This window comes from Acutalibacter sp., from assembly GCF_056800975.1.
In genome coordinates, this window is sequence record NZ_JBQISV010000006.1 from 24,402 (window position 1) to 47,545 (window position 23,144).

At 61.0% G+C, this 23,144-nt stretch carries 16 protein-coding genes, 1 pseudogene and 1 riboswitch; of the genes and pseudogenes, 8 read left to right on the plus strand and 9 right to left on the minus strand.

Annotated features, from left to right (window positions below; translation table 11 throughout):
• The first annotated feature begins 285 nt into the window (after positions 1-285).
• From ACTO5E_RS01480 to ymfI, 5 genes are all read left to right on the plus strand, one after another.
• A complete protein-coding gene (locus tag ACTO5E_RS01480; protein ID WP_482300940.1) occupies positions 286-1,272 on the plus strand; it encodes a ComEC/Rec2 family competence protein in 987 nt (328 codons plus the stop codon).
• Between the two features lie 4 nt (positions 1,273-1,276).
• A complete protein-coding gene (locus ACTO5E_RS01485) occupies positions 1,277-2,065 on the plus strand; it encodes a class I SAM-dependent DNA methyltransferase (protein WP_482300941.1) in 789 nt (262 codons plus the stop codon).
• 115 nt (positions 2,066-2,180) lie between these two features.
• On the plus strand, positions 2,181-2,840 hold the full coding sequence (gene pyrE, locus ACTO5E_RS01490; RefSeq protein ID WP_482300943.1) for an orotate phosphoribosyltransferase: 660 nt from the start codon (positions 2,181-2,183) through the stop codon (positions 2,838-2,840).
• Positions 2,841-2,843: 3 nt separating this feature from the next.
• The gene (locus tag ACTO5E_RS01495) at positions 2,844-3,575 is read left to right on the plus strand and encodes an RsmE family RNA methyltransferase (protein ID WP_482300945.1); all 732 of its coding nucleotides are present in this window, start codon (positions 2,844-2,846) and stop codon (positions 3,573-3,575) included.
• Positions 3,572-4,309, plus strand: a complete 738-nt coding sequence (gene ymfI / locus ACTO5E_RS01500) for an elongation factor P 5-aminopentanone reductase (RefSeq protein WP_482300947.1) — start codon at positions 3,572-3,574, stop codon at positions 4,307-4,309. Before ACTO5E_RS01495 ends, ymfI begins: the two co-directional genes overlap by 4 nt.
• 351 nt (positions 4,310-4,660) lie before the next feature.
• Here the strand turns inward: ymfI and ACTO5E_RS01505 are convergent, their stop codons facing one another.
• Positions 4,661-5,281: an energy-coupled thiamine transporter ThiT gene (locus ACTO5E_RS01505; protein ID WP_482300949.1), complete on the minus strand. Its 621-nt coding sequence runs from the start codon at positions 5,279-5,281 to the stop codon at positions 4,661-4,663.
• A gap of 139 nt (positions 5,282-5,420) precedes the next feature.
• Positions 5,421-5,525: riboswitch (TPP riboswitch) on the minus strand.
• Between the two features lie 115 nt (positions 5,526-5,640).
• On the opposite strand from ACTO5E_RS01505, the gene ACTO5E_RS01510 reads away from it, so the two are divergent.
• A complete protein-coding gene (locus ACTO5E_RS01510; protein ID WP_482300950.1) occupies positions 5,641-6,765 on the plus strand; it encodes a LacI family DNA-binding transcriptional regulator in 1,125 nt (374 codons plus the stop codon).
• A gap of 268 nt (positions 6,766-7,033) precedes the next feature.
• Positions 7,034-7,606 (plus strand): DUF4854 domain-containing protein, encoded by a 573-nt coding sequence (locus ACTO5E_RS01515; RefSeq protein WP_482300952.1) that lies wholly within the window; start codon positions 7,034-7,036, stop codon positions 7,604-7,606.
• Between the two features lie 376 nt (positions 7,607-7,982).
• Here the strand turns inward: ACTO5E_RS01515 and ACTO5E_RS01520 are convergent, their stop codons facing one another.
• The 5 genes from ACTO5E_RS01520 to ACTO5E_RS01540 form a co-directional block, all read right to left on the minus strand.
• Positions 7,983-8,399, minus strand: coding sequence for a YjdF family protein (locus tag ACTO5E_RS01520; protein WP_482300954.1), 417 nt, complete (start codon positions 8,397-8,399; stop codon positions 7,983-7,985).
• Positions 8,400-8,817: 418 nt separating this feature from the next.
• A complete protein-coding gene (locus tag ACTO5E_RS01525) occupies positions 8,818-12,528 on the minus strand; it encodes a hypothetical protein (RefSeq protein WP_482300956.1) in 3,711 nt (1,236 codons plus the stop codon).
• Between the two features lie 48 nt (positions 12,529-12,576).
• A complete protein-coding gene (locus ACTO5E_RS01530) occupies positions 12,577-13,242 on the minus strand; it encodes a peptidoglycan recognition protein family protein (protein WP_482300957.1) in 666 nt (221 codons plus the stop codon).
• Complete coding sequence (locus ACTO5E_RS01535; protein ID WP_482300958.1) at positions 13,239-14,564, minus strand: O-antigen ligase family protein; 1,326 nt, start codon at positions 14,562-14,564, stop codon at positions 13,239-13,241. The genes ACTO5E_RS01530 and ACTO5E_RS01535 overlap by 4 nt, the downstream gene beginning before the upstream one ends.
• Positions 14,565-14,923: 359 nt before the next feature.
• Entirely contained in the window at positions 14,924-17,734 is a 2,811-nt protein-coding gene (locus ACTO5E_RS01540; protein WP_482300960.1) for a glycoside hydrolase family 3 protein, read from the minus strand.
• A gap of 625 nt (positions 17,735-18,359) precedes the next feature.
• Here ACTO5E_RS01540 and ACTO5E_RS01545 point away from each other — a divergent pair.
• Positions 18,360-22,106, plus strand: coding sequence for a phosphoribosylformylglycinamidine synthase (locus ACTO5E_RS01545; RefSeq protein ID WP_482300962.1), 3,747 nt, complete (start codon positions 18,360-18,362; stop codon positions 22,104-22,106).
• Positions 22,107-22,291: 185 nt separating this feature from the next.
• Here the strand turns inward: ACTO5E_RS01545 and ACTO5E_RS01550 are convergent, their stop codons facing one another.
• The 3 genes and pseudogenes from ACTO5E_RS01550 to ACTO5E_RS01560 form a co-directional block, all read right to left on the minus strand.
• A complete protein-coding gene (locus tag ACTO5E_RS01550) occupies positions 22,292-22,597 on the minus strand; it encodes a hypothetical protein (protein WP_482300963.1) in 306 nt (101 codons plus the stop codon).
• Entirely contained in the window at positions 22,594-22,821 is a 228-nt protein-coding gene (locus tag ACTO5E_RS01555) for a type II toxin-antitoxin system antitoxin (protein ID WP_482300965.1), read from the minus strand. Before ACTO5E_RS01555 ends, ACTO5E_RS01550 begins: the two co-directional genes overlap by 4 nt.
• Positions 22,822-22,839: 18 nt before the next feature.
• Positions 22,840-23,144 (minus strand): annotated as a pseudogene (locus tag ACTO5E_RS01560) (SPFH domain-containing protein); the annotation flags it as partial.

Here is a 23,144-nt window from a genome sequence, read left to right on the forward strand (position 1 = left end):
AGGCCCTGACGGCCCGCATTTTACCCGAATCTCCCCTGTTCTCAGACTGGTAAAGCAGTCTATACTCATCGCAGCTTATGCAAGTTGTTAGTTTATGAGACGGGCATGTGGGCCCCTGCGGGAGTGTCCGCTTCGAGGAGTTTTTTCGTATTGCCCCGCCCGTGGGGCGGGGCAATACAGATGATTATCTCTGTGGTTTGGACAATCCCGGCCCCTGCCTTCTGCTGGACAAACACGGCCCGCTGTGTTATAATGACCGGGAATTCAAGCGTGGGAGGGATCACCTTGCCAAATTACCGTAAAAACCGAAGCAGCCGGCCCCGTTTCCGCCGCTCTTACGGGCTGGGGCCTGTGGGAGGCCTCATTGTGCTGGTGCTGCTGTTCCTGCTGTCCAGCCGGCTCAATCTCTCCGGCAATGCCCCCGAGGGCGTGGGCTCTGTCCCCCTGCCCGAGGGCGGCCAGGGACAGAGCCTGCAGGTCTATTACCTGGACGTGGGCCAGGGGGACAGCCAGCTCATCCGCATCCCAGGAGAGAGCGGCTGGTTCCATGTGCTTATTGACACCGGAGAGTATCAGTATGCCGACGGCCTCACAGACTATCTCCGGGACCTGGGCGTGGAGCGCATTGACGCTCTGGTGTGCTCCCACCCCCACACAGACCACATGGGCTGTATGGCCCGCATCATCCAGCGTTTTGACATTGGCGCCCTGTACATGCCCCAGCTGCCCGAGGACAAGACCCCCACTACCACAGCCTACGAGAAGCTGCTGGACGCCGCGGAGGAGAAGAATCTCACCATTAACCGGCTGATGGAGGATGCCTCCATCGAGTCTCCGGCAGGCTCCCTGTTCCAGGTAATGGCCCCCCGGGTTGACGCGGACTGGGAGGGGGCCAACAACTACTCTGCTGTCATCCGGCTGGTGTATGGAGAGACCTCCTTCCTGTTCACCGGCGACGCGGAGGCGGAGAGCGAGGAGGTGGTGCTGAACGACGGCTATCTGCTGGACTCGGATGTGCTGAAATGCGGCCATCACGGTTCCAGCTCCTCCACCTCCCACCTGTTTCTGGCAGAGGTAGCCCCCCAGTTCGCGGTAATCAGCTGCGAGACCGGCAACCGCTACGGCCACCCCCACCGGGAGACCCTCGCGGCGCTGGACGCTGCCGGGGTCACTGTCTACCGCACGGATGAGGACGGGACAGTCTTGGCGGAGAGCAACGGGAACACGATCGCTTGGACGACCGGGCTGGAATCTGTCAAAGGAAAGGAGTAGGGAAATGTCGGCTGGAGAGTTTGAGCGCACCTTTGACAACGCGGCGGCGGAATATGACTCTGTCCGCCCGGAATACCCTCAGGAGCTGTACCGGGATATCCTTCGATATCAGCCGCTGGCAGGGGAGAGCCAGGCCCTGGAAATCGGCTTGGGCTCGGGCAAGGCCTCCGGGCCGGTTCTGGATACGGGCTGCCGCCTGACAGGCTTGGAGCCGGGAGGGAACCTGGCGGCTCTGGCCAGGAAGCGTTTGGGGCGATATCCCAATTTCACCCTGCTGGAACAGACCCTGCAGGACTATTCCTGCCCCGGCGGGGCCTTTAACCTGGTTTATGCCGCCACGGCCTTCCACTGGATTCCCGAGGAGTACGGCTATCAAAGGGTGTATGAGCTGCTGAAGCCCGGCGGGGCCTTTGCCCGGTTTGCCTATCACGCCGGACCGGACCGGCAGCGCGTGGAGCTCACACAGGAGGTGCAGGAGCTCTACCGCCGGTATATGAACGGCGGCAAGGGGGAATATGTGCCGCTGCGCCCAGAGGATGGGGAGAGGCTTTTAGCCATTCCGAAACAACATGGGTTTGTAGAGACAGAGTTTCATCTGTATGAGATGGAGCGGGATTTCACGGTACAGGAGTACCTGTCTCTGCTGACAACCTACCGGGACCATATGGCCCTGGACCCGGCCAACCGGGAGGGGCTGTTCCAGGGCATCTGCCGGGCCATTCAAAGGCACGGCGGGGTGATGACAGTGTATTACACGGTGGACCTGGAGCTGGCAAGAAAGCCGGCCGGCTGACCGCAGGGGCCGGCATGGACAGCGGTAAAGGCCCCATGCAGCGGATGTCCCGGGGGATTGCTGTCTGTTGCGGGCTTAAAGCTTTCATACATAAAAACGTAAAGGAGTCGATGGTATGCTGACCGAGAAGAAAAAGGAGTTTATTGAGTTCATGCTTTCCGCCGATGTGCTGCGGTTTGGGGAGTTCGTCACCAAGTCGGGGCGCAACACCCAATACTTTGTCAACACCGGCCTGTACCGCACCGGGGCCCAGCTCTCCCGGCTGGGGAGCTACTACGCCGCTTTGGTAAAGGATGCGGTCGGCGACGGCTTTGACGCCATGTTCGGCCCGGCCTATAAGGGCATCCCCCTGGTGTCCGCCTGTGCGCCGGCCCTGTGGCAGGACCACCGGATTGACAAGCCCTACTTTTTCAACCGCAAAGAGGCCAAGGACCACGGCGAGGGGGGCGTCACTGTGGGCTACCAGCCTAAGAACGGGGACCGGATCATTATTATTGAGGACGTGATCACCGCCGGCACTGCTGTACGGGAATCCATGTCTATTCTTAAGGGCTGCGGCGATGTGAATGTGACTGACGTGTTCATCAGCGTCAACCGCTGCGAGGTAGGCCAGACCCCCGGCAAGACTGCCATCATGGAGGTAGAGGAGGAGTTCGGCCTTAAGGTGCACCCCATTGTGACAGTGGCGGACATTCACGACTACCTGAAGGAGCAGGGAGACCCGGCTTTGGTCGCGGCCATGGAGGGCTACATGGACCGCTACTGCATTCTGTAGCCTATGCCCCGTTTTTTTGTTGACAGCCTGCCTGAGGGCGGGCTGTACCATTTGGAGGGGGAGGCCGGGCGGCACGGGGCCAAGGTACTGCGCCTGCGGCCCGGGGAGTCTGTCACCCTGTGCGACGGCGCGGGGACAGACTGCCTCTGCACTGTGGCGGAGAATGCCGGGAACTCCCTGTGGCTGACAGCAGGGGATTCTGTCCCCAGCCGGGGAGAGGCCCGGACCCGGGTCACTGTGTGCCAGTGCCTGCCCAAGGGCGGCAAGCTGGAAACTGTGGTGCAAAAAGCCGTGGAGCTGGGAGCACACAGCGTCTGGCCGGTAGAGAGCCGGTTCTGCGTGGCAAAATGGGACCAGAAGGCGCAGCCCAAAAAGCTGGCCCGGCTGCAGAAAATTGCTCTGGAGGCCGCTATGCAGAGCGGCCGGGGCATGGTTCCCCAGGTGCTTGCGCCCGCGCCCCTTGCCGCCGCCTTGCAGATTGCCGCCGGTGAGGGCCATGTGCTGTTCCTTTACGAGCGGGCTGTCCTCAGTCTGAAGGAGGGCTTGAGGGACACAGGGGGCCGGTTGTTTGTGTTTATCGGGCCCGAGGGCGGGTTCGCGGAGGAGGAGGCGGAGCTGGCCCGGTCCCTGGGGGCGAAAATTTGCAGCCTGGGGCCCCGCATCCTCCGCACAGAGACCGCGCCCATTGCGGCCCTGTCGGCCGTGATGTATGAGAAGGGAGAGATGGAGCTGTGAAGCTTTCAGGGGCAAATGTGCTGGTTACCGGGGCCTCGGGGGGCATTGGCCGGGCCATTGCCCTGGCCTTTGGAGAGCGGGGCTGCGCAGTGGCGGTCCACTACAACACCCGGCAGCAGGAGGCGGAGTTCATCGCCCAGGCCATTCGGGAGAAGGGCGGTCAGGCCCTGGCCCTACAGGGGGACCTGACCCGGGAGGCGGACGTGGAGGGGCTGTTTGCCCGGATGGAGGCAGAGCTGGGTTCGGCGGACGTGTTGGTGAACAATGCGGGAACAGCCTGGCAGGGCCTGCTGACAGACATGAGCCTTGCCCAGTGGCGGCAGGTGCTGGACGCGGACCTGACCAGCGTGTTCCTCTGCTGCCGCCGGGCTCTGCCCCATATGATCCGGCAGAAGGGCGGGTGCGTCATCAATATCAGCTCCATGTGGGGGCAGCAGGGGGCCTCCTGCGAGGCGGCGTACTCGGCGGCAAAGGCAGGGGTCATTGGCCTGACCAAGGCGCTGGCCCAGGAGGAGGGCCCCTCGGGGGTGCGGGTGAACTGCATTGCCCCGGGGGTCATCGACACGCCTATGAACCGCCGCCTCACCCCCCAGGACATGGCCGCGCTGCGGGAGGAGACCCCGCTGATGCGCATTGGCGCGCCCGAGGATGTGGCTAGGGCAGCGGTGTTTCTGGCGGAGAACGAGTTCATCACCGGGCAGACATTGGGTGTGAACGGCGGGTTTGTGCTGTAGCTGGCAAAGGAGCCAGCGAGCGCAGCCGCGCTGGTCTTGCGCGGCTGCGGAAGGTTTGCGAAGCAAAGCTTCTTCCCCTTGCGGAGCAAGGGGGCGAGCGTCCCTTCTGCTGCCGGTAAAGTCAGCTGGAAGAGCTTGCAGCTCTTCGGACATTGCACCCCAGGCGCGAGGTTGCGCGCGGCCTGCTTCAAAGCAGCGGACAGAGAGGAAAAGCCTCCCCTTTTCAAACCGCCAGGCTTGCCTGGGGCGGAAAGGGGAGGCTTTTTCTGGGTGCAGCTCGAGATAGCAGGTCATTCGCTGTCTTTAGGGGTAGAGAGGCAAAGTCCTGCGTTCTTCGCCGGGGAGGCTGGCTTAGCCCTCTGGTTTCAGAATGTATTTCCCGGTAAACTGCATTACCAGGAAGCCCACCACGCAGGTCAGGATGATTTCGGGAATCATGTAGCTTCCATTATATAGCAGCGAGTAGAAGAATGCCAGGGTCTGGCCGTCCATACCTGCCAGCATGGGGGAGAAATTCACGTCCGCAAACTCGCTCCACAAAATCCACCCGGACAGGAAGGAGCAAAGATACCGCAGCAGGCCGCTGATAAGACACCCCAGGGTAAACGCCGCCGGGTCGCTTTTCAGCCTGCCCCGCAGCGCGCCGGCCAGCCCCAGCACAGTAAAGGCCAGCAGATAGTCCAGCAAAACAGACCCCACAATAGTGGCTGCGCTGATTCCCTTCAGGGCGTCCAGGCCGAACAGCAGCTGCAGCACGCTGTAGGCAAACCCAGCCCCCAGCCCCCATCGGGGCCCGCAGCGGTAGGCAAACACCATCACCGGCAGCATGGAGCACAGAGTGATGGACCCGCCATAGGGCAGGTTGAACACCTTGATGAAGGAGAGCACAGTCCCCAAGGCAATGAGGACCCCTGCCAGCACCAGGTTGGCTACCCGCGAGCTGTTTCTGTTCTGACTGTTGTTTTGACTCATGACACGATCTTCCCTTTCTGTTATGTATTTTGACTGGGCACAAAGGGAAAAATGAAAAGCGCCGCCTGGATATCCTCCAGACGGCGCGGAAGCTTCCTTCGACAAAGCCAGAGCCCCCACTGCCCGGGCCCTGCGCTGGCCGAAAAAATGAAACGCTTCCTCCGCCGGCATTACCCGGATCAGGTTCAAGGGTCTAAGCTCAAGGCTCCTCTCAGCCGGTTTCCCAGCTCCCCTTCTTTCATTTTTCAAATCTATTTTAACTTTTTCCAGGCGGATTGTCAATAGGGTCTTGCAATTTGGGAGGAAATCATTTATAATGTTTTTATAAATAGTTTATAAACCCCTGGGGGCGGTTTCTTATGAAAGCAAAAGATTTGGCAAAGAAGCTGGGCGTCTCTCCCGCCACAATCTCTCTGGTGCTGAATAACAAGCCCGGCATCAGCGACTCTCTGCGCAAATCCCTTCTGGAAAAGATTCAGGAGCTGGGCCATGAGGAGATGCTGTGCGACTCCTGCCGCTCCGGCGAGGCCCCGGGAGCCCAGCCCGCCAAAGAGGCGGCGCAGGCCCAGGAGGGGGGCTGCGCCTGCAAAGTCATTGCCTATATCATCTCCGACGACTTTTTCGCAGACCGGAACGACCCCTACAATTTCTTCTCAGGCGTGCTGGAAGGGGTGGAGGCCGAGGCCTGGGAGAACGACTGCTGTCTGGTGATGGTTCACACGAACCGCCTGAAAAACGTCACCCTGGCCGAGCAGCTGCGCCGCACCGGCAATGTGGTAGGGGCCATTGTCCACCCCTGCCGTCTGACTGCCCAGCTGGCGCGGGACGTCAAGGCAGCGGGCGTCCCCTTTGTCTTTATGGATGCGGGGGGATTTTTGGACGGGCCCAGCTATTGGGAGCCCAGCAGCGTATGCATCAGCAACCGGCAGGGTATGTTCCATGTCATCCGCTACCTGAAGGACCGGGGCCACACTCAGCTGGGCTTTGTCTACAGCGGCTGGCCGGGGGAGGTACGGGCAGACCGCCAGCGCTGGTATCGCACTGCCCTGGGAGAGCTTGGCCTGGACTATCGCCCGGAATTTTGCTTTTGCGCCGGACAGGGGGAGGATCTGCTGGAATATCAGCGGCTGGCAAAGCAGCTGGCCGCTGTGCCCCAACTGCCCACAGCCCTAGTGTGCGAAAACGACCGGCAGGCCTGGCGGGCCATCAAGGCCCTGGAGCAGCTGGGCAAGCGCGTGCCAGAGGATGTGTCTGTCACCGGGTTTGACGACCAGCCCCTGTGCACCATGATCGAGCCCCGCATCACCACCATCCGCAACTCCCCCCAGCTGATGGGGCGGGAATGTGTGCTGATGATCAAAAACCTGCGCAGGCTCAAGGCATTGGGCGAGGAGGAGCCCTGGCTGCGCATTGAGCTGCCCGCCCGGCTGATTGAGCGGGACAGCGTGCAAGACCTGCGGGAAAAGCAGGAGGGAAGCCGCTGAATATTTCGGCTAATTTTGCCAGATTGAATCTGCTCCCGTGCAAAAATGTTGTCCTGAGAGAAAATATTAACTTTTTTGTAATCAATGAACGCTTGACATCGCCCCAGAATGGGAGTATAATTCTCCATGGCTTCAGGCCTTGTGAGGCCAAAAGCCCTTGCAAGGCCCGTTTGAAAGACCGGAGCCTGATCTCTTTTCTGTAACGCTCCCCGCTTTCAAACGGGCCCTGAAAAATACATTATACTACATTCAAGAAAGGTGATTTGTCATGAAAAAGAATCTCCTCCGGCTTCTGGCCGGCACAATGGCCGTTTCCATGGTCCTGTCCTTGACCGCCTGCGGCGGCGACGACAAGAGCAGCTCCAGCAGCGAGCCCAGCAGCTCTGTTAGCACTGCCAGCAGTGAGAACAGCAGCTCTCAGGTGGAGAGCGCCCCTGAGGAAAGCAGCTCTGAAGCGAGCAGCTCTGAGGCCAGCAGCGCGGCTGCCAATGGCAAGTATGCCTCCATCCAGGATTTCCTGGACGATCCCAGTGTGAAGAGCCAGCTGGACAGCATGATTGAGAGCCTGACCGCCGGCGACGACAGCATGGCTGTTAAGGTAGAGGGCCAGGACAACAAGCTGGTTTACACCTTCACCTTTGTGGGCGAGGAGTTCAGCGAAGAAGAGATCACCACCATGCACGATGCCTTGGAAGCCGCTATGGCCAGCCAGGCCGCTACCTTTGAGGGCATTGCCTCCTCTCTGTCCAGCGCCATTGAGGTTTCTGACCCCAAGGTTGTGGTGGTTTACGCTGCCGAGGATGGCACCGAGATCTACAGCCAGGAGTTTGACGCGAAGTAAACCCTCGCGTATCATAAAAAAGAGGCCCGGCCTTTTCAGGCGGGGCTTCTTTTTTATTGCAGAGTTCAGGTTTTAAAAGAAAAACAGGAAGAGGACAGATCAGGGGCCTCTGTGGGTGTGTGTAGTCTGTATACAGGGGTCTATTGCTCGATACCTGGGTATTGCAAAGCGCTGGCGCCGGTCTTGCCTACAACACCCCACGGGGGTTCTGTGTACCTCCTTGCCCCTGGCCGGACTGCTCTGCCATGGGCAAAAACCACTGCGCCCAAAGGATAAGTTCTTTCTCAAATAGTCAAGGGACAGGCAAGCCATTGCGGCCCGCCTGTCCCTTTCTATACTGTGTACCCCGCGAACGGGAAGTAAAAGGCCGCCGCAATCAATGGCCTCTGTGCTTTGCCCTGCGCTTTTGCTGCTTCAGGTCAAACCGACGCTGCCTCTCGGCCTTGTGCCGCTCTTTGCTGGCTTGCTTTTTCTGGGCTTTCATCTCCTCACGCCGCATCTGCAACGCCTGCTGTGACCTGGTTCCCACACCAGAGGCCTGTAATTGCCTTTTGACGTTGCGCTGTCTCCGCTTGGGATGATCGGCCCTTTTCTTCCCCTCAGCCTCTATCGCCGGGCCGAACTTCAACCCATCGTAGTGTCTGAGGATAAAGTCCCAAACCTCCTGGTCCCTCGGCTCTGCCCCAAATGTAACCTTGCACACCGACAGCTTGCCCGCTGATACCCGTTCAAAAACACCAACCCAGAACGGCCCCTCAAAAAACACGGTGAGCTTTCCACCTTCTGTGACCATAACATTCCCTCCTGCAATGTGTTATGGGCAAAGAATGGACAACCCGGAGGGGCAGGTTACTTACCTCATCCATAGGATGAGACGGCCGGGCTACCTACCGGCTCTGGCATACCTTTTTAGATATGCGTTGCGTTTTTATCTTTGTCATTTTATATCAAGCCTTTCGGCAAGATACTCTGCTTAATATTCCCCTGATTTGTTATTATCGTAAACGCGCTTAAAATTGTGCATGTCGATGTTAAACCGGGCAGTAAAGCCGTCTGGCTCAAAGGAGGGAAGCCCCTCTTTTGAACTGCGTAACGATACTTTCATTATAAAGCAACCCCCGCCGAAAAGCAACCACTTTCCGGCGGGGATTCGCTTTTTTATGACAGACTGCCCAAAGCACGCGGCAGTTGTTGGATTCAGCGCTCAGAGCTTACTTTTTCCGGCGTTTGCCCTGGGTACGGCGCTTTTCCCGCACCTGAGCCGCTGTCACGCCGCCCAAGCCTGCCAGAGAGCTCACGTTCAAGGTGCCCCAGAAAGCCATGGGGACGCCCCCGCCGGTTTTAGGCACAGACTTGGTGGGCTTTGGTGTAGGCGTGGGCTTAGCGGTGGGCTTCACCGTCGGGGACGGTGTGGGAGTAGGCGTTGGGGTCGGGGTAGGCGTTGGCGTAGGGGCAGGGGTCTCCGTGGGGTCTGGGTGGGCGCTGGCAAAGGGGTTGTCATTGTCCTCAATATCAAACTCATCGTCTGGCGTAGGCGACGGCTCCAAGCTGGGAGAAGTCTCCGGCGTAGGCTCGGGGCTGGGCTCCTGAGTAGGCTCCTGGCTGGGCTCAGGCGAGGGTTCTGCGCTGGGCTCAGGACTGGGGCTTGCCGTAGGCGCAGGGGTCAGGGTGGGAACCGTGACAGGAGGCGGAGGAACCGGAGTGGGCGTGGGCATAGGCTCAGGCTCCTGCTCCGACCGGTAGTATTTCAGAATGAGGATCTGGTCCCCCTCCACGGTAGGCTCCACATGATCCATGTCCACCCGCTCTGAATATGCGGCGTCACTGTCCATTTTTCCCTGAAGCCAGCCAAAGCAGGTATAGGTATGCTCCACCGGGGTTTCGCCTGGGGGGTAAATGGTGGGAGTAAACCGCCTCAGCTCCGCCACGGCCTTGGCCGTAAATTTTTCGCCCAAGGGGGCGGTGATGGTCTCAATCTCCCTGCGGCCCTCAAAGATGCTGCTGTTGTTCCGCAGGTAATACTCATGCACCACCTTGTAGGTGCCCTCTACAGGCTTTTCCTCCTCAGGGGTGTATACATAGCGCAGAATAATGATCTGCCGCCCGTCTCTGGTGGCTTGGACGGAATTCATAGCGGCATCCGGCTGGTGGTTGATAATCTCGGTCTGAAGAAGCCCCTCGGCTGCCTGGTCCTCTGCGGCGGCTGCCGCTACTGTGTCTGGGGCTGGGCCGGGGTCCGGCGACCAAAGCTCCATAGGGTTCAGGAAGCCTGCGATGGTGTAGAGCTTGCCGTCCCCAGGAAAAGCATCCAGAGGCGTGTCGCCGTCCAGGATGATCTCATAGGGCGGTTCGGTGGGACCCGGGCTGGGAAGGACCGGTTCCTCGGGAGTGGGCGCAGGCGTGGGCTCCGCGTCCGGGCCGACGTCAGGATCCAGGCCGGGGGTCATGTCAGAGGGGGCGTCCGGCGCGTTGCTGGGCTGGACATCCGGGTCAGGCTCAGGACCGGCGTCAGGCTGGGCGTCCGGGTCAGCGTCCGGCACCGGGACGGGAGCCGCATCCGGGGCATTGTCCGGAGCTTCCCCGGGCTGGGGGACCGGGTCGGGCTCGGGGCTGAGGTCAGCATCCGGGCTGGCTGTGGGTTCCTCTCCGTCAGGAGCCTCCGGGTCAGAGTCCGGGTCGGGGTCTGGGTCAGGGTCTGGGTCAGGTTCCTCTGCATCATCCTCGTCTGACTCCTGAAGCACATCCTCCGGCTCACCGTAATACTGCACTCTGCCATAGGCGTCTTCCACATGGCGATATTCACGGCCCTTGTAGAACAGCTCCCAGTCTACATCCTCGGCTAAACAGGGAGAGCTGTCCAGCGGCTGGCCAGAGATGGTTTCGTATTCGCTGTAACCGTCCAGGTTTCTGGGGTCGACAAAGTCATGGTAATACTCGTGGATGACATGGTACGCTCCCTTCTCCTGAGAGAAGTGGTTGGTAACCTTTATAGAGGACTCGCTGCCGCCTGTGATAGAGATGTAGGAGCTGTTGCTGTATTTCAGGTGGAAGCCCGCCGGACTGGAATCGTCAAGGGAGCGGATGCCGTAGACGCCGGGGGTCAGGTCCTGCCAGACCTTGGTCTCTCCGGCGTGCAGAGCAACCCGATCCAGCTCGTCTCCCGTCTGGTTTTGCAGGGCAAAGAGATAAAGCCGCCCGCCGTCGGTAGTTCCCTCTTTATTGTCGGGCTTGGTCACGCTCACCTGGCCGTGGCTGCCCATCAGGGTGACTGTGGCATACGCGCCTGAATGCACAAAGCTCTGCTTGTCGCTCAGCTCCAGGGAAAAGGTCTTTTTGGCCGGGGCTGTCTTGGTCTGCACTACGGTGCACCTGCCTTCAGCCAGGCCCTCCAAACGCTGGGTCTCTCCGGCTCCCAGGGTGACGGACCTCTCTGCCCCTGCTGAATCTGTCGCGGTAAAGGTGTACAGGTTGGGGTCGCTTTCACCATCGGGGGCGGCGGGCTTGGTGATTTCCAGCCAACCCTGGTCATCGATTTCAAAAGTGTGGGATTTATAGCCATCCTCATCACTGATACTTGAATTCTCTATTTTTTCTTTAGTGTGTTCGTCCCATTGAACACGATATTTCGTATTTGCCAGGTTGAGTTCAGTATCGCTTGTTTTGGTAAGCGCAGTTATGGTCACTTTACTTCCCGGCTTGATATACGGCTCATATACATTGCCGTTTGAAAGCTTAAACTCGGTATTTAATAAAGTATACTTCTCGCTGGTACGATTGGAGAAAGACCGATTAATCACATCCCAGCTGTCGGCGCCCTTCTTTTTCCATGTCGCCTGTACCGTTACCTTATACTTGACACCTTCTATCGACTTGTTTGTGTCAAAATCACGCAGAGGGCCAATTCTGAGATTGTCAGCATAATCACATGTGGAGTTAACTATTGCAAATGGTTTCTTAGTATAATTAGCATAAGCGTAATATTTGGGTATCGTCTTAGCTTTCCGCAGCACACTGACAGCAAATTCTCCCGTACCTTTATAGGGCACGCCCTCAATCGTCCAGGTCCCCTTGTCCAGGTTCTCCATTGTGACGGTTTCGCCGGGGTCCAGATAGAGTGAGCGCAAGTCCTTCTCATCCTTGCTTCCCACCTTAGAGGCCACATAGCGGAACCTCCTGCTGGGTTCACCCTCGCCCAGCTCCGGCGCGGTGAGCTTTGCGGTGGCGTTTTCGCCGTCCACCGTAAAGGACGCGGTCTCTCCGGGGGCTACCGACAGGGCCCTTTGCGTGGACTTTTCCACCACCATGCCATCCGGGGCCTTCAGCTCGTCAATCGTATACTCTCCCTGGTCCAGGCCGGTGAGGGTATAGCTCTCCCCCGGGCCAAGAGTGCCGTTGTCCGGCACGATCTTGGAAAACTGCTTGGGACCTGTCACCTGATAAGCGCAGGAGTAGCCAGCGTTGGCAGGCCGGGTGAGCGTGATGGCGCCGCCGCCCACTGTGGCGTTCAGCTCCACCTTGGCAGAGGTGTCCGGAACCGTCCACTGGGCTTCGGCGGTGGGAGTTGTCACCTTCCAGCCATTGCTCAACTCAAGGCCCTCTGTCTGCTCAATTACCTGAACCTGGGCGGCGTTGCCAAACTCAACCGTGGCCTGGTATTTGTTGTCAGGGCCCAAGGTGACCGTCTCGTTGACTTCCCCGTCTTTTTCTCCCATAGAGTACAGATTCCCCGTTATCTGAAAGGTGTACTCCTTGTTTTTGGCTTCCTCCGGCGTGCCGTCAGCAAAAAGCTTTTCCAGCGTGAGGACATAAGAGGAGCCGCCTCCCTCTGCCAGGGCCACCACCCCCAGGGTCAGCAGAACCATCAAGACGATCAAAACAGAACGAAACAGCCTGGTCCCTTTTCCATTTGGTTTCTGTTTCATGTCAATCCGAAGCCTCCTTACACAAGATCTTCCTGTCATTTATACGCTTCAGCCCAACCGGGCATTGACTGCCTTTGCTAATTCCTCCATGCGGCCCTGCAGGTAGGGGCCTGGGCACAGGGTGTCCGGGTCCAGCATCCGGTGGGTGGTCAGGCTGCCCTCCGGCCCGCCGGTAAAGCGGAGCTCCTTGATGCCGTTGCGCCGGCAGATGTCTGTACACAGGGCGGTCAGGGCCTCAAAGCTGGCGTCGCTTACATGCCAGTCGCCGCCGGTCTGGTCGTTGGCCACCTCAATGGTCACGGCCCGGCTGTCGTTCTCCTGACTGGCAGAGGTCCAGGCCTGGTCAGCCTCCTCCACATACAGGGCCACCCGCCCAGCAGAGTCAATGGCGTAGTTGGACGAGGCCTGCCGGTCCCACTCCCCGAAGGAACGCCCCAGCTCCTCCAAAGAGAGGTCCCCGGCCATATGATGAACGGTGATCTTCTCAATGGGGTTCTCTCTGGGGAAGGTTGCGTTGGGGGAGAGATAGACGTACTCTGTCAGGGGGCTGTTCCGGGCGACCACCTGGGCGGTCTCCTCTCCGGTGAGCTCCCGGCCCACCAGCTCGGGCAGACGAAAGGAAAACGCCGCGCACAGGGCAAGCACCAAGCCGGTCAGCAGACAGAAGCCCCCCAGCAGCACCCAGACCCGGCGGCGGTTCTTAGGCGTGCTCATCGCATCACCCCCACCCAATAGTACAGCTGCCAGGCAAATATCAGGCCGCAGCCGGCAAAGCTCAACCGCAGAGCCAGAGGGCTCAAGGTCCTGCCCCGCTCCCGGGGCCGGCCTGCCGTCACTACCCCAAAGGCCAGCACCCCCAGATAGAAGAAGCTGGTGTCTATCAGGTTGTGGGCAAAGAAAGCGGCGGCCTCGCCATTCTGGGCTGGGCTATGCCCCTTGCGGCAAAAGCGCAGCGCCGCCACGCCCAGCAGGCAGGCGGCAGGCCACCCCAGCTCCACTGCCACATGCAGGGGCACATTGTGAATGTGCCAGGTGTTGAAGTATTTGCCACCGTCCGTCAGGTCCAGGCCCCGCCATTGGTAGGGGCCCACCCCCAGCAGCGGGTGGGCGGTGAGATATTGTGCGCCGCTGGCCATCATCTCCAACCGCTCAGGGAAGGTGCTCCATGCGCTGGGGCGTACTGCCACAGCTCCCCCTGCCACCAGCAGACCCAGGGCTGTGATCAGCAGAGCCATCCGGGGCAGGTCCCGCAGAAAGCTCCGTACCTGTCCCCACCAGGCGGTAAGCAGCCCGGCGTAGCCCAACACCAGCAGAGAAGTCCAGGGTACGCTGGTGCGGGTGACAGTGAGATACAGCAGCAGGCCTGTACCCATGCCCAGCACTATCCCGGCCAGGGTCCGGCAGAGAGCGGCAAAAGCCGCCCGAGGGCCCACCCGCCGCTTCCACTGCCAGAAGAGGACCAGCAGACCCACCGCCATAGCAACAAAGCTGCCCATGGAAAGAGTCAGCGCCAGAGCGGTCAGAATCACCGGCTCCAGGCGGGAGAGCGCCTCTGCCCAGGGGGAAGGGGCGTCCTCCTGCAAGTCCCGCTGCACGAACCAGCCCAGCGTCAAAAACATGCCCATGGCATTGGGATTGCCCAGCAGGCCTCCCAGCCGTCCAGCCCGGCCATAGGCCACGCCGCAAAACACAAACCAGCCCAGACCCAAAACCGCGACTCCCGCTGCCAGCACAGCGCACAGCCGCCGGAGCAGCAGCCGGTCCTCCTCCTTCAGGCAGGCTGTCAGAAGATAGAGCACCGGGACCACCAGCTGCACCCCGCCAAAGCCCGCAAAGAGACTGCCATAAGCAGCCAGCGAGGAGAGCATAGCGGCCAGCACATACAGCGTCATAGGCGCCAGCGTCCACAGGTCGGCCCGGGCCTCCCCCTGAGAAAGCCCAGCCGCGCAGAGCAGCAGCCCCAGGGCGCTTACCGTAAGCCCGTCGCCCACCCCTACCCGGGCCAGCAGCACCAGGGCCAACAGGATACAGACCACAAGATAGTGGTCGCTGAGGTTGGAAAGCCTCTGCCAGATATGGATGAAAAGCCCCCCTCCCCAGGTCCAGGGGGTAGAATCTCCCCCTTGGTTAAGTATACATTTAGAGTATAGCACCCTTGTTTCTTTTTCGCAAGGATGCCAGTAAAAAATCGGTCATTGTCCGCTCCTGTTTTGTAACCGGAAAGGGAACAGAAAAAGCCCTGCGCCCTCCGCCTGCTGTGTTGGATCAATTCAGCCAAGACACTCGGCCAGGAGGACTGGTTCGGTCGACAGAACGCCGCCCAAGGTCATACTTCCCTTGGGCGGCGTTGGTCATCTATTTAGAATGGTCCTGCCTTATCCCGCTGAGGCAGGCGTCAGTCCTCCTGCTTCTGGCTCTGGAACTGCTTCATGGCCTCCTCCATGGTCAGCTTCATCTCCAAAGTGCAGGACTGCATTTCCAGCCCGGTCTGGGCCGGGAAGAAGCGCAGGTAGAAGTTGCCCGAGAACACCATTACATTCAGCTCCACGGTCTGCCAGTCCCGCTGAGCCCCGGTAAGGGTGGTGGTGCCCAGCAGGCTGTGGTCCTGGAACACGGAGAGGGGCAGCTGGCTCACGTCATTGCTGTCCCTGCTGCGCAGCACCATGCGCAGGGTGTAGACCCCCTGCTTCTGAACCGACACCCCGAACCGGGTGTTGTCCCCCTTGTTCAGGCTGATCAGGCCCACGTCCATCTGCACGGCATCGTTCTCGTCCGCCTCTACAAAATGGATATCCGCTGCGCTGCCGTCGTCCAGAGAGGGGGCTTCGCTGAGCTCCTTGTCCAGCTGGGTCTCCTGGCCCCGCAGCCGGGGCAGGGCCGGGGACTGAAGCAGGAACCGGCAGATATTCTCTGCGCACCGCTGGAAGTCTCCCCGACTGACTGTGCCCTCTGCCAGCCCTTGGGCGGAGTTGTCGTTGCCGGAGTTGGCCCCGGCGTTGGTGTTCACCATGTACAGGTCGTTTTGGGCCCGAACCATAGCGGCAGTGTTGGTGCGCTGGCCCTCCTGGCCCTCGTCGTTGCACTTGGCCCACCAGTCGGTCATCACCTGGCCCTCAAAGCCCCACTGGCCGCGGAGGATGGTGGTGAGCAGGTCGTAGTTGCTGGCCGACCAGAAGCCGTTGACCGGGTTATAGCTGGTCATGATGGACCGGGCCTTGCCGGCCTTGACGGCAATCTCGAAGCAGCGCAGGTACAGCTCCCGCAGGGCCCGCTCGGAGACCACAGCCTCCACGTCGTGGCGGTGGAACTCCTGACTGTTGCAGGCAAAATGCTTGATGGTGCCTGTGACCCCATACTTGTGCATGGCGTTCAGCTGGGCTGCGGCCATGCGCCCAGTGAGCAGGGGGTCCTCAGAGAAATACTCAAAGTTCCGGCCGTTCAGGGGGTGGCGGTGAATGTTGATGCCAGGACCCAGCAAAGTGTCCACCTTGTTTTTGCGCAGCTCAAGCCCTGCGTACTCATACAGCTCGCCTACCAGCTGGGTATTGAAGGTGCATGCCTGGCAGGTGCCGTTGGGCATGGCAAAGGCCCGGGTGCCGCAGTCCATGCGGATGCCGCTGGGGCCGTCGGCGCAGCAGCCGGTGGGGATGCCGAAGTCCACCAGACGCTGGGTGACACCGCCAAAGGCGCCTGCCGTGCCGGGGGTCACCTTGGGGGAGCACATGCCCTCGCCCCGCACCATGCACACCAGGTCCTCGTCAGAGAGCTGGGCCACAAAGTCGGACAGGGAGACCTTGCCGTCGGCCACGTCCCCCAGCTTCCAACCCTTGTCCCCGGTCTGGGGGTACTCGGGAGCCATGTGGGCGCTCCGGCGGTCTGCGAGACTGACGGTGCGCAGAGGGGCGGGCTCCCAGTCCTTGGCGAACACGCCGTTCTCCGCCAGGCCGGGGCGCAAGCGTTCAAAGGCTGTCACAGGGGCCATGGCCTCCTCCAGCTGCTCCAACACCTGCTCCTCCAGGGTAACGCTGCCCACAGGCTGGGCGGTACGCACGTCAGTGCCGGTAAAGAAAGCGTACTCTCCCGCCTCAATCACCCAGGCTGACTTGTGGCCGGTCGCGCCGCTGTCGTCATAGGAGGCCAGCAAGTCTACCGGGAAGGTGAAGCTCAGGGTTGTCTTCTCCCCCGGGACCAGCTCCGGCGTCTTGGCAAAAGCGCACAGCACCCGGGCGGGCTTGCCCAGCTTGCCCTGGGGCGGCGCACAGTAGACCTGCACCACCTCTTTGCCGGGGACGCTGCCTGTGTTGGCAACCTGGGCCGAGAGGGTGAACAGCTTGTCAAACCGCACGGGCTGGGGCTTTACCTCAAACTGGGTGTAAGAGAGGCCGAAGCCGAAGGGGTACAGCACCCGGTCCGGGGCAAAGGTCTCAAAGTAACGGTAGCCTACATAGATATCCTCGGCATAGACATTGCGGCTCTCGCTGCCGAAGTTTCCGGCAGCGGGGCAGTCGGCAATATCCACGGGAATGGTGTCGGACAGCTTGCCGGAGGGGCAGGCCTTGCCAACAAGCACATCGGCGGTTCCCAGACCGCCCTCCTGGCCGCCCTGCCACACATACAGCACTGCGCCGGGCTGATATTCCTCCACCCATTTCATATCCAGAATGCCGCCGGTGTTGAGCACAACAGCCACCTTGTCAAAGGTCTTGCACACCAGCTCCAGCACCTGGCGTTCGGCCTGGGCCAACAGGTAGCTGCCCTCCTCCGCCGAGCTGTCCTTGTCCTCGCCGGCGGTGCGGCCCAGAATAATCAGCGCGGCGTCGTTCTGGCCGCTGAGCTTTTTCACCAGGTCCGGGTCCAGGGGCATCTCCTCCTGATACCAGGGCTCTGCTGCCCAGCCCTGGCCCACGTCAAAGGGGTGGTCCTGCAGCCAGGCTTCGTAGACTGCCTTGAGCTCTTCGTCCACCTGCACCTGGCCGGAGGCCTCCAAAGCCTCTGTGATGGTGGGCACATGGGCCGTGTTGACCAGACCGCCGGAGCCAGTGCCGGACTTATAATAGTTGAACTGGCTGCGGCCGAACACGGCGACCCGTGCACCGGGGGCAAAGGGGAGCACCGGGCCCTGGTTGCGCAGGAGGACAGCGCCCTCGGCCACCGTCTCGCGGGCCTTGGCCGCGTAGGCCTGCAGGTCAAATTGTTTCAGTTCCATGGAAATTCCGCCTTTCTGTTGAGTTTTCGGGGGGATTAGGAGATGATTGTAGGTAATATTATACTACAAACTGGGGCGGTTGACAATAGAAAAATAATAAAGATGGGATGGAAGTGCCGCTTGTTCTCTGAATGTACCTCCGGGAAACAGGACGCTCGGAAGCTTTTGCTCCGCAAATCTTCCGCAGCCGCCAAGACCGCGCGTCTGCGCTCGCTGGCATCTGACGGGTATGCTGAAGGTATTCTTCTCTGAATTTGCCGGCAGCAATCAGTCCGCTGGTCTCCCTTTGGTCGACCGCGCTAAGTTCGACTTGCCTGCGGCATCCGACTTGCCTGCGGCAAGTCGACGGCGGCGCAGCCTTACCCCGTCCTGACCACTCTGGGTAGGTAGACTTCTGCCTCGCACCTTTGCTTTCTGCGCCGCCTAAGGTCAAGGTCGTGGGGCTCTGCCCCACACCCTGCAACCTTTGAAAAGGTTGACGAAACTTTTTGTTCGCGCTCTTTTGCTTCTTCTTCGCTCTGGCTTTTTCGCCTGCGTTGTCAGTTTTTCGTTTCCCCCTTTTCTTCTTCCCCTTCTTGTGCTATAATACCCCCATAAGCAACCCGCCAAAATGGAGGTATTTTCTATGGTCACTCGTGTTTTTGTTGAAAAAAATCCCGGCTTCGACGTGGAAGCCCAGGGTATGCTGGCCGACCTGCGGGACAACCTGGGCCTGCACCGCCTGCAGCGCGTCCGCATTCTCAACCGCTACGATGTGGAGGGCCTTACCCCCGGCCAGTTCGCCCTGGCCCGCGACACTATCCTCTCAGAGCCCAACATGGATACCGTCTATCCCGCCGCTTTTGTCCTTCCCTCAGAGTACCAGGTCTTTGCCATGGAGTATCTCCCCGGCCAGTACGACCAGCGGGCCGACTCTGCTGCCCAGTGCGTCCAGCTGCTCACCCAGGGGGAGCGTCCTGCGGTGGCCAGCGCCAGGGTCATCGGCCTGCTGGGCGGCCTCTCTGCCGAAGATCTGGACAAGGTGAAATCCTATCTCATCAACCCCGTGGAGTCCCGGGAGGCCTCTATGGACCTACCCGACAGTCTGGACCTGAACGCCCCCGAGCCCGCCAATGTGGCCCGGGTGGCTGGCTTTACCCAGTGGGAAGACGGGGAGATGAAGGCCTATTATGACAGCATGGGCTTTGCCATGACCCTTGACGACCTGTGCTTCTGCCGGGACTACTTCCGGGACGAGGAGCGCCGGGACCCCTCTGTCACCGAGCTGCGGGTGATCGACACCTATTGGAGCGACCACTGCCGCCACACCACCTTCCTCACCCGGCTGCACAGCGTCGACGTGGAGGACGGCCCTTTGAAGCAGGCTGTGGAGCAGGCCCTGAAGGAGTATCTCTCTCTGCGGGAGGAGCTCTATGGGCCGGACACGGACCGGCCTGTCTCTTTGATGGACATGGCCACCATTGGCGGCAAATACCTGCGGAAAAAGGGCCTGTGCCCAGACCTGGATGTAAGCGATGAGATCAACGCCTGCTCCATCGAGGCCCCTGTCACCATTGACGGCCAGACCGAGACCTGGCTCATTCAGTTCAAAAACGAGACCCACAACCACCCCACAGAGATTGAGCCCTTTGGCGGCGCGGCCACCTGCCTGGGCGGGGCCATCCGGGACCCTCTGTCCGGCCGGGCCTATGTGTACCAGGCCATGCGTGTCACCGGCTCGGGAGACCCCACCCTGCCCTTTGAGAAGACCCTCCCCGGCAAGCTCCCCAGCAGGAAGATCACCACCGGCGCGGCGGCGGGATATTCCAGCTACGGCAACCAGGTGGGCCTTGCCACCGGCCAGGTCACCGAGCTCTACCACCCCGGCTACACGGCCAAGCGTCTGGAAATCGGCGCGGTCATCGGCGCGTCTCCCAAGAGCAATGTGCGCCGGGAGGAGCCCGCCCCTGGGGACATTGTGGTGCTGCTGGGCGGCGCCACCGGCCGGGACGGCATTGGCGGGGCCACAGGCTCCAGTGTGGCCCACACCAAAAAGTCTGTGGAGGTCTGCGGCGCCCAGGTTCAAAAGGGCAACCCGCCCACCGAGCGGAAGATTCAGCGGCTGTTCCGCAATGCCCAGGCGGCACGGCTGATCAAACGCTGCAACGACTTCGGCGCAGGGGGCGTGTGCGTAGCCATTGGCGAGCTGGCCCCTGGCCTGCAAATCGACCTGGATCAGGTCCCCAAAAAATATGAGGGCCTGGACGGTACGGAGCTGGCAATCTCCGAGAGCCAGGAGCGCATGGCTGTGGTGCTGGCCCCGGAGGATGTGGACGCCTTCAAGGCCCTGGCCGCTGCCGAGAACCTGGACGCCCAGAGCGTGGCAGTGGTCACTCAAAGCCCCCGGCTGCAGATGCAGTGGCGCGGAGACCGGGTGGTGGACCTGTCCCGGGCATTTTTGGACACCAACGGCGTCACCCAGAATGCCAATGCCCGTATTACCGCCCCCCAGGGCAGCTGCTACCTGACCAGCCTGCCGGAGGCTTTGAAGGGCAAGTCCGGCACAGAGGCCCTGCTGGCCAACATGGCCCGGCTGGAGGTCTGCGGCCAGAAGGGGCTCTCTGAGCGGTTTGATTCCAGCATTGGCGCAGGCACGGTGCTCATGCCCTTTGGCGGGGCGTATCAGCTCACCCCCGAGGAGGCTATGGCCGCCCGGGTGCCTGTGCTCACCGGCGAAACCGACGACGCCACGGCCATGGCCTACGGCTTCATCCCTGGGGTGTCCAGCTGGTCCCCCTTTATGGGCGCGGCCTATGCGGTGGTGGAGAGCCTCTCCAAGCTGGCCGCCATTGGGGCCGACCCTCTGAAGGCCCGGCTCACCTTCCAGGAGTATTTCCCCCGGCTCCACGACGACCCCGCCCGCTGGGGCCAGCCCGCCGCTGCCCTGCTGGGGGCTCTGTCCGCCCAGACCGGTATGGGCCTGCCTGCCATTGGCGGCAAGGACAGCATGTCCGGCTCCTTTGAGGACCTGGACGTGCCCCCCACGCTGGTGAGCTTTGCCGTGGCCATGACAAAGGCCAGCCGCACCCTGTCGGCCTGCGTCAAGCGCCCGGGCGCAAAGCTGGGCCTGCTGCCCGTGCCCACCACTGCTGACGGTATGCCGGACTGGAAGAAGCTGAAGGAGCTCTACCGGCAGGTACTGGCCCACATCCACTGTGGGGACATTACTGCTGCCGGAGTGGTCCGGGAGGGCGGCGCGGCTGCCTGTGTGCTGCGCATGTGCTTTGGCAATCAGCTGGGCTTCAAGTTTGAGCAGGGCCTCTCCCCACAGACCCTCTACGCTCCCCTTCAGGGCGCGCTGGTGGTGGCTGTGTCCCCTGAGGCAGAGATGGAATACGGCCAGCTGCTGGGCCACACCACCGGCAGCGGCCAGGTGGAGCTGGACGGCGAGAAAATCTCCATAGACAAGCTGACTGCCGCCTGGATGGGCACCCTGGAAAAGGTCTTCCCCAACCAAGCTGCTTTGGCCCCGCTGCCCGCCGATGTGCCCCTGTACACCCAGCGCAGCACAGCCGCCCCGGCGATCAAGGCGGCGCGGCCCCGGGTGGTGATTCCCGCCTTTCCGGGCACCAACTGCGAGGTGGACTCGGCCCGGGCCTTTGAGAAGGCAGGGGCCGAGGCTGAGGTGCTTATTGTCCGTAACCTGACCCCGGCAGACATTGAGGACACCATCCGGCGGTTAGAGCAAGCCATCCGCCGCAGCCAGATGATCATGCTCCCCGGCGGCTTCTCTGGGGGCGACGAGCCGGAGGGCTCGGGCAAATTCATTGCCACCACCCTGCGCAACCCCCTCATTGCCGACGCGGTCACCCACCTGCTGGACCAGCGGGACGGGCTGATTCTGGGCATCTGCAACGGCTTCCAGGCGTTGATCAAGGTGGGTCTGGTGCCCTATGGCAAAATCACCCCGCCGGACCCCAAGGCCCCCACCCTCACCTTTAACTCTCTGGGCCGGCATGTGTCCCGCATGGTATACACCCGGGTGACCAGCGTCAAATCGCCCTGGCTGCGGGGGGTACACGCCGGAGACGTCCACACCATTCCCGTGTCCCACGGCGAGGGACGGTTTGTGGCAGATCAGGCGGCGTTGGAAACGCTCATTGCGGAAGGGCAGATTGCCACCCAGTATGTGGACCTGGACGGGGCCGTCAGCGGGGACATTGTGTGGAACCCCAACGGCTCGGTGTGCGGCATTGAGGGCATCACCAGCCCGGACGGCCGGGTGCTGGGCAAAATGTGCCACTCAGAGCGCCGGGGCAGGGAGCTGTACCGGAATGTCCCCGGCCACAAGGACCAGAAGCTGTTCAAGTCCGGCGTGGAGTATTTCCAGTAATCCGAACTCACCCCGTCTTCTGGTCTCATTAAGGAGCCATACCTTTGTGAGCGAATCCGTATCAATAGAAAAAGCCCGAGGGCTGCGTCAGGGCACGCGGCTTTCGGGCTTGCTTTTTGGTTGTTTTGTTGGCGTACTGTCAGGGCTTTTTGCGGCAGTTCTCCGGAGGTTGCGCTGTCCTCCTATCAAAAAATGCCCCGGTTATACTTGAACTGCGCGTACAGGATGAAGCCCAGGCCCACAGCCAGCCCTGTCAGAATGATAAAGAAAAGTGTTTCCAAGTGGAACAGCATCAGAAGGACCGCAGTTAAGACAATGGACATACCAATTGCCAGCGTGCCAAGCCCCATAAGCCGTCCATACCTGGGCGCGTCCTCTGGGCTGACTTTGCGCCGGTGGTACCTGTGCACTGTGGCAGGGTTTCCCCTCAGGCCCGGGATGCTCACCAATACCAGGAGCAGCCCCATGATCAGCAAGGGCGAATATTTCATTTCTGTCCCTCCTTGTCCTCCCCATCCGGGGCCCAGTCGGGCAGGGGCGGCGGGCCCTTTTTACGGCCTGCCTTTCGTTTGCGGACGCATTCTGTCAGCAAAAACTCAATCTGCCCGTTAATGGAGCGGAAGTCGTCCTCCGCCCACTCCGCCAGTTCCTTCCACAGGCTGGGGGAAATCCGAAGCAGGAGCTGCTTTTTGGACTTGTCGTTCTTTTCCTCCATGGGTATCCCCCCGGTCTGTTAATAGATCGAGCCGCTGTTAACCACAGGCTGGGCGTCCTTACTGCCGCAAAGCACCACCAGCAGGTTGCTGACCATTGCGGCCTTGCGCTCATCGTCCAGGTCTACCACCTGGTCGGCGTTCAGCTGGTCCAGGGCCATCTCCACCATGCCCACGGCCCCCTCCACAATCTTTTTGCGGGCGGCCACAATGGCCTCGGCCTGCTGGCGCTGCAGCATGGCGGCGGCAATCTCCGGGGCATAGCTCAGGTGGGTGATGCGCACCTCCAGAATCTCCAGCCCGGCAATGGCCACCCGCTCCTGCA

Excerpts from the sequence above, each read along its gene's own strand:
- ACTO5E_RS01550 (WP_482300963.1), bottom strand. The coding sequence starts at position 22,597 with ATGAAATATTCGCCCTTGCTGATCATGGGGCTGCTCCTGGTATTGGTG.
- ACTO5E_RS01485 (WP_482300941.1), top strand. The coding sequence starts at position 1,277 with ATGTCGGCTGGAGAGTTTGAGCGCACCTTTGACAACGCGGCGGCGGAA.
- ACTO5E_RS01545 (WP_482300962.1), top strand. The coding sequence starts at position 18,360 with ATGGTCACTCGTGTTTTTGTTGAAAAAAATCCCGGCTTCGACGTGGAA.
- pyrE (WP_482300943.1), top strand. The coding sequence starts at position 2,181 with ATGCTGACCGAGAAGAAAAAGGAGTTTATTGAGTTCATGCTTTCCGCC.
- ACTO5E_RS01520 (WP_482300954.1), bottom strand. The coding sequence starts at position 8,399 with ATGGTCACAGAAGGTGGAAAGCTCACCGTGTTTTTTGAGGGGCCGTTC.
- ACTO5E_RS01515 (WP_482300952.1), top strand. The coding sequence starts at position 7,034 with ATGAAAAAGAATCTCCTCCGGCTTCTGGCCGGCACAATGGCCGTTTCC.
- ACTO5E_RS01510 (WP_482300950.1), top strand. The coding sequence starts at position 5,641 with ATGAAAGCAAAAGATTTGGCAAAGAAGCTGGGCGTCTCTCCCGCCACA.
- ACTO5E_RS01525 (WP_482300956.1), bottom strand. The coding sequence starts at position 12,528 with ATGAAACAGAAACCAAATGGAAAAGGGACCAGGCTGTTTCGTTCTGTT.
- ACTO5E_RS01530 (WP_482300957.1), bottom strand. The coding sequence starts at position 13,242 with ATGAGCACGCCTAAGAACCGCCGCCGGGTCTGGGTGCTGCTGGGGGGC.
- ACTO5E_RS01505 (WP_482300949.1), bottom strand. The coding sequence starts at position 5,281 with ATGAGTCAAAACAACAGTCAGAACAGAAACAGCTCGCGGGTAGCCAAC.
- ACTO5E_RS01555 (WP_482300965.1), bottom strand. The coding sequence starts at position 22,821 with ATGGAGGAAAAGAACGACAAGTCCAAAAAGCAGCTCCTGCTTCGGATT.
- ACTO5E_RS01495 (WP_482300945.1), top strand. The coding sequence starts at position 2,844 with ATGCCCCGTTTTTTTGTTGACAGCCTGCCTGAGGGCGGGCTGTACCAT.
- ACTO5E_RS01540 (WP_482300960.1), bottom strand. The coding sequence starts at position 17,734 with ATGGAACTGAAACAATTTGACCTGCAGGCCTACGCGGCCAAGGCCCGC.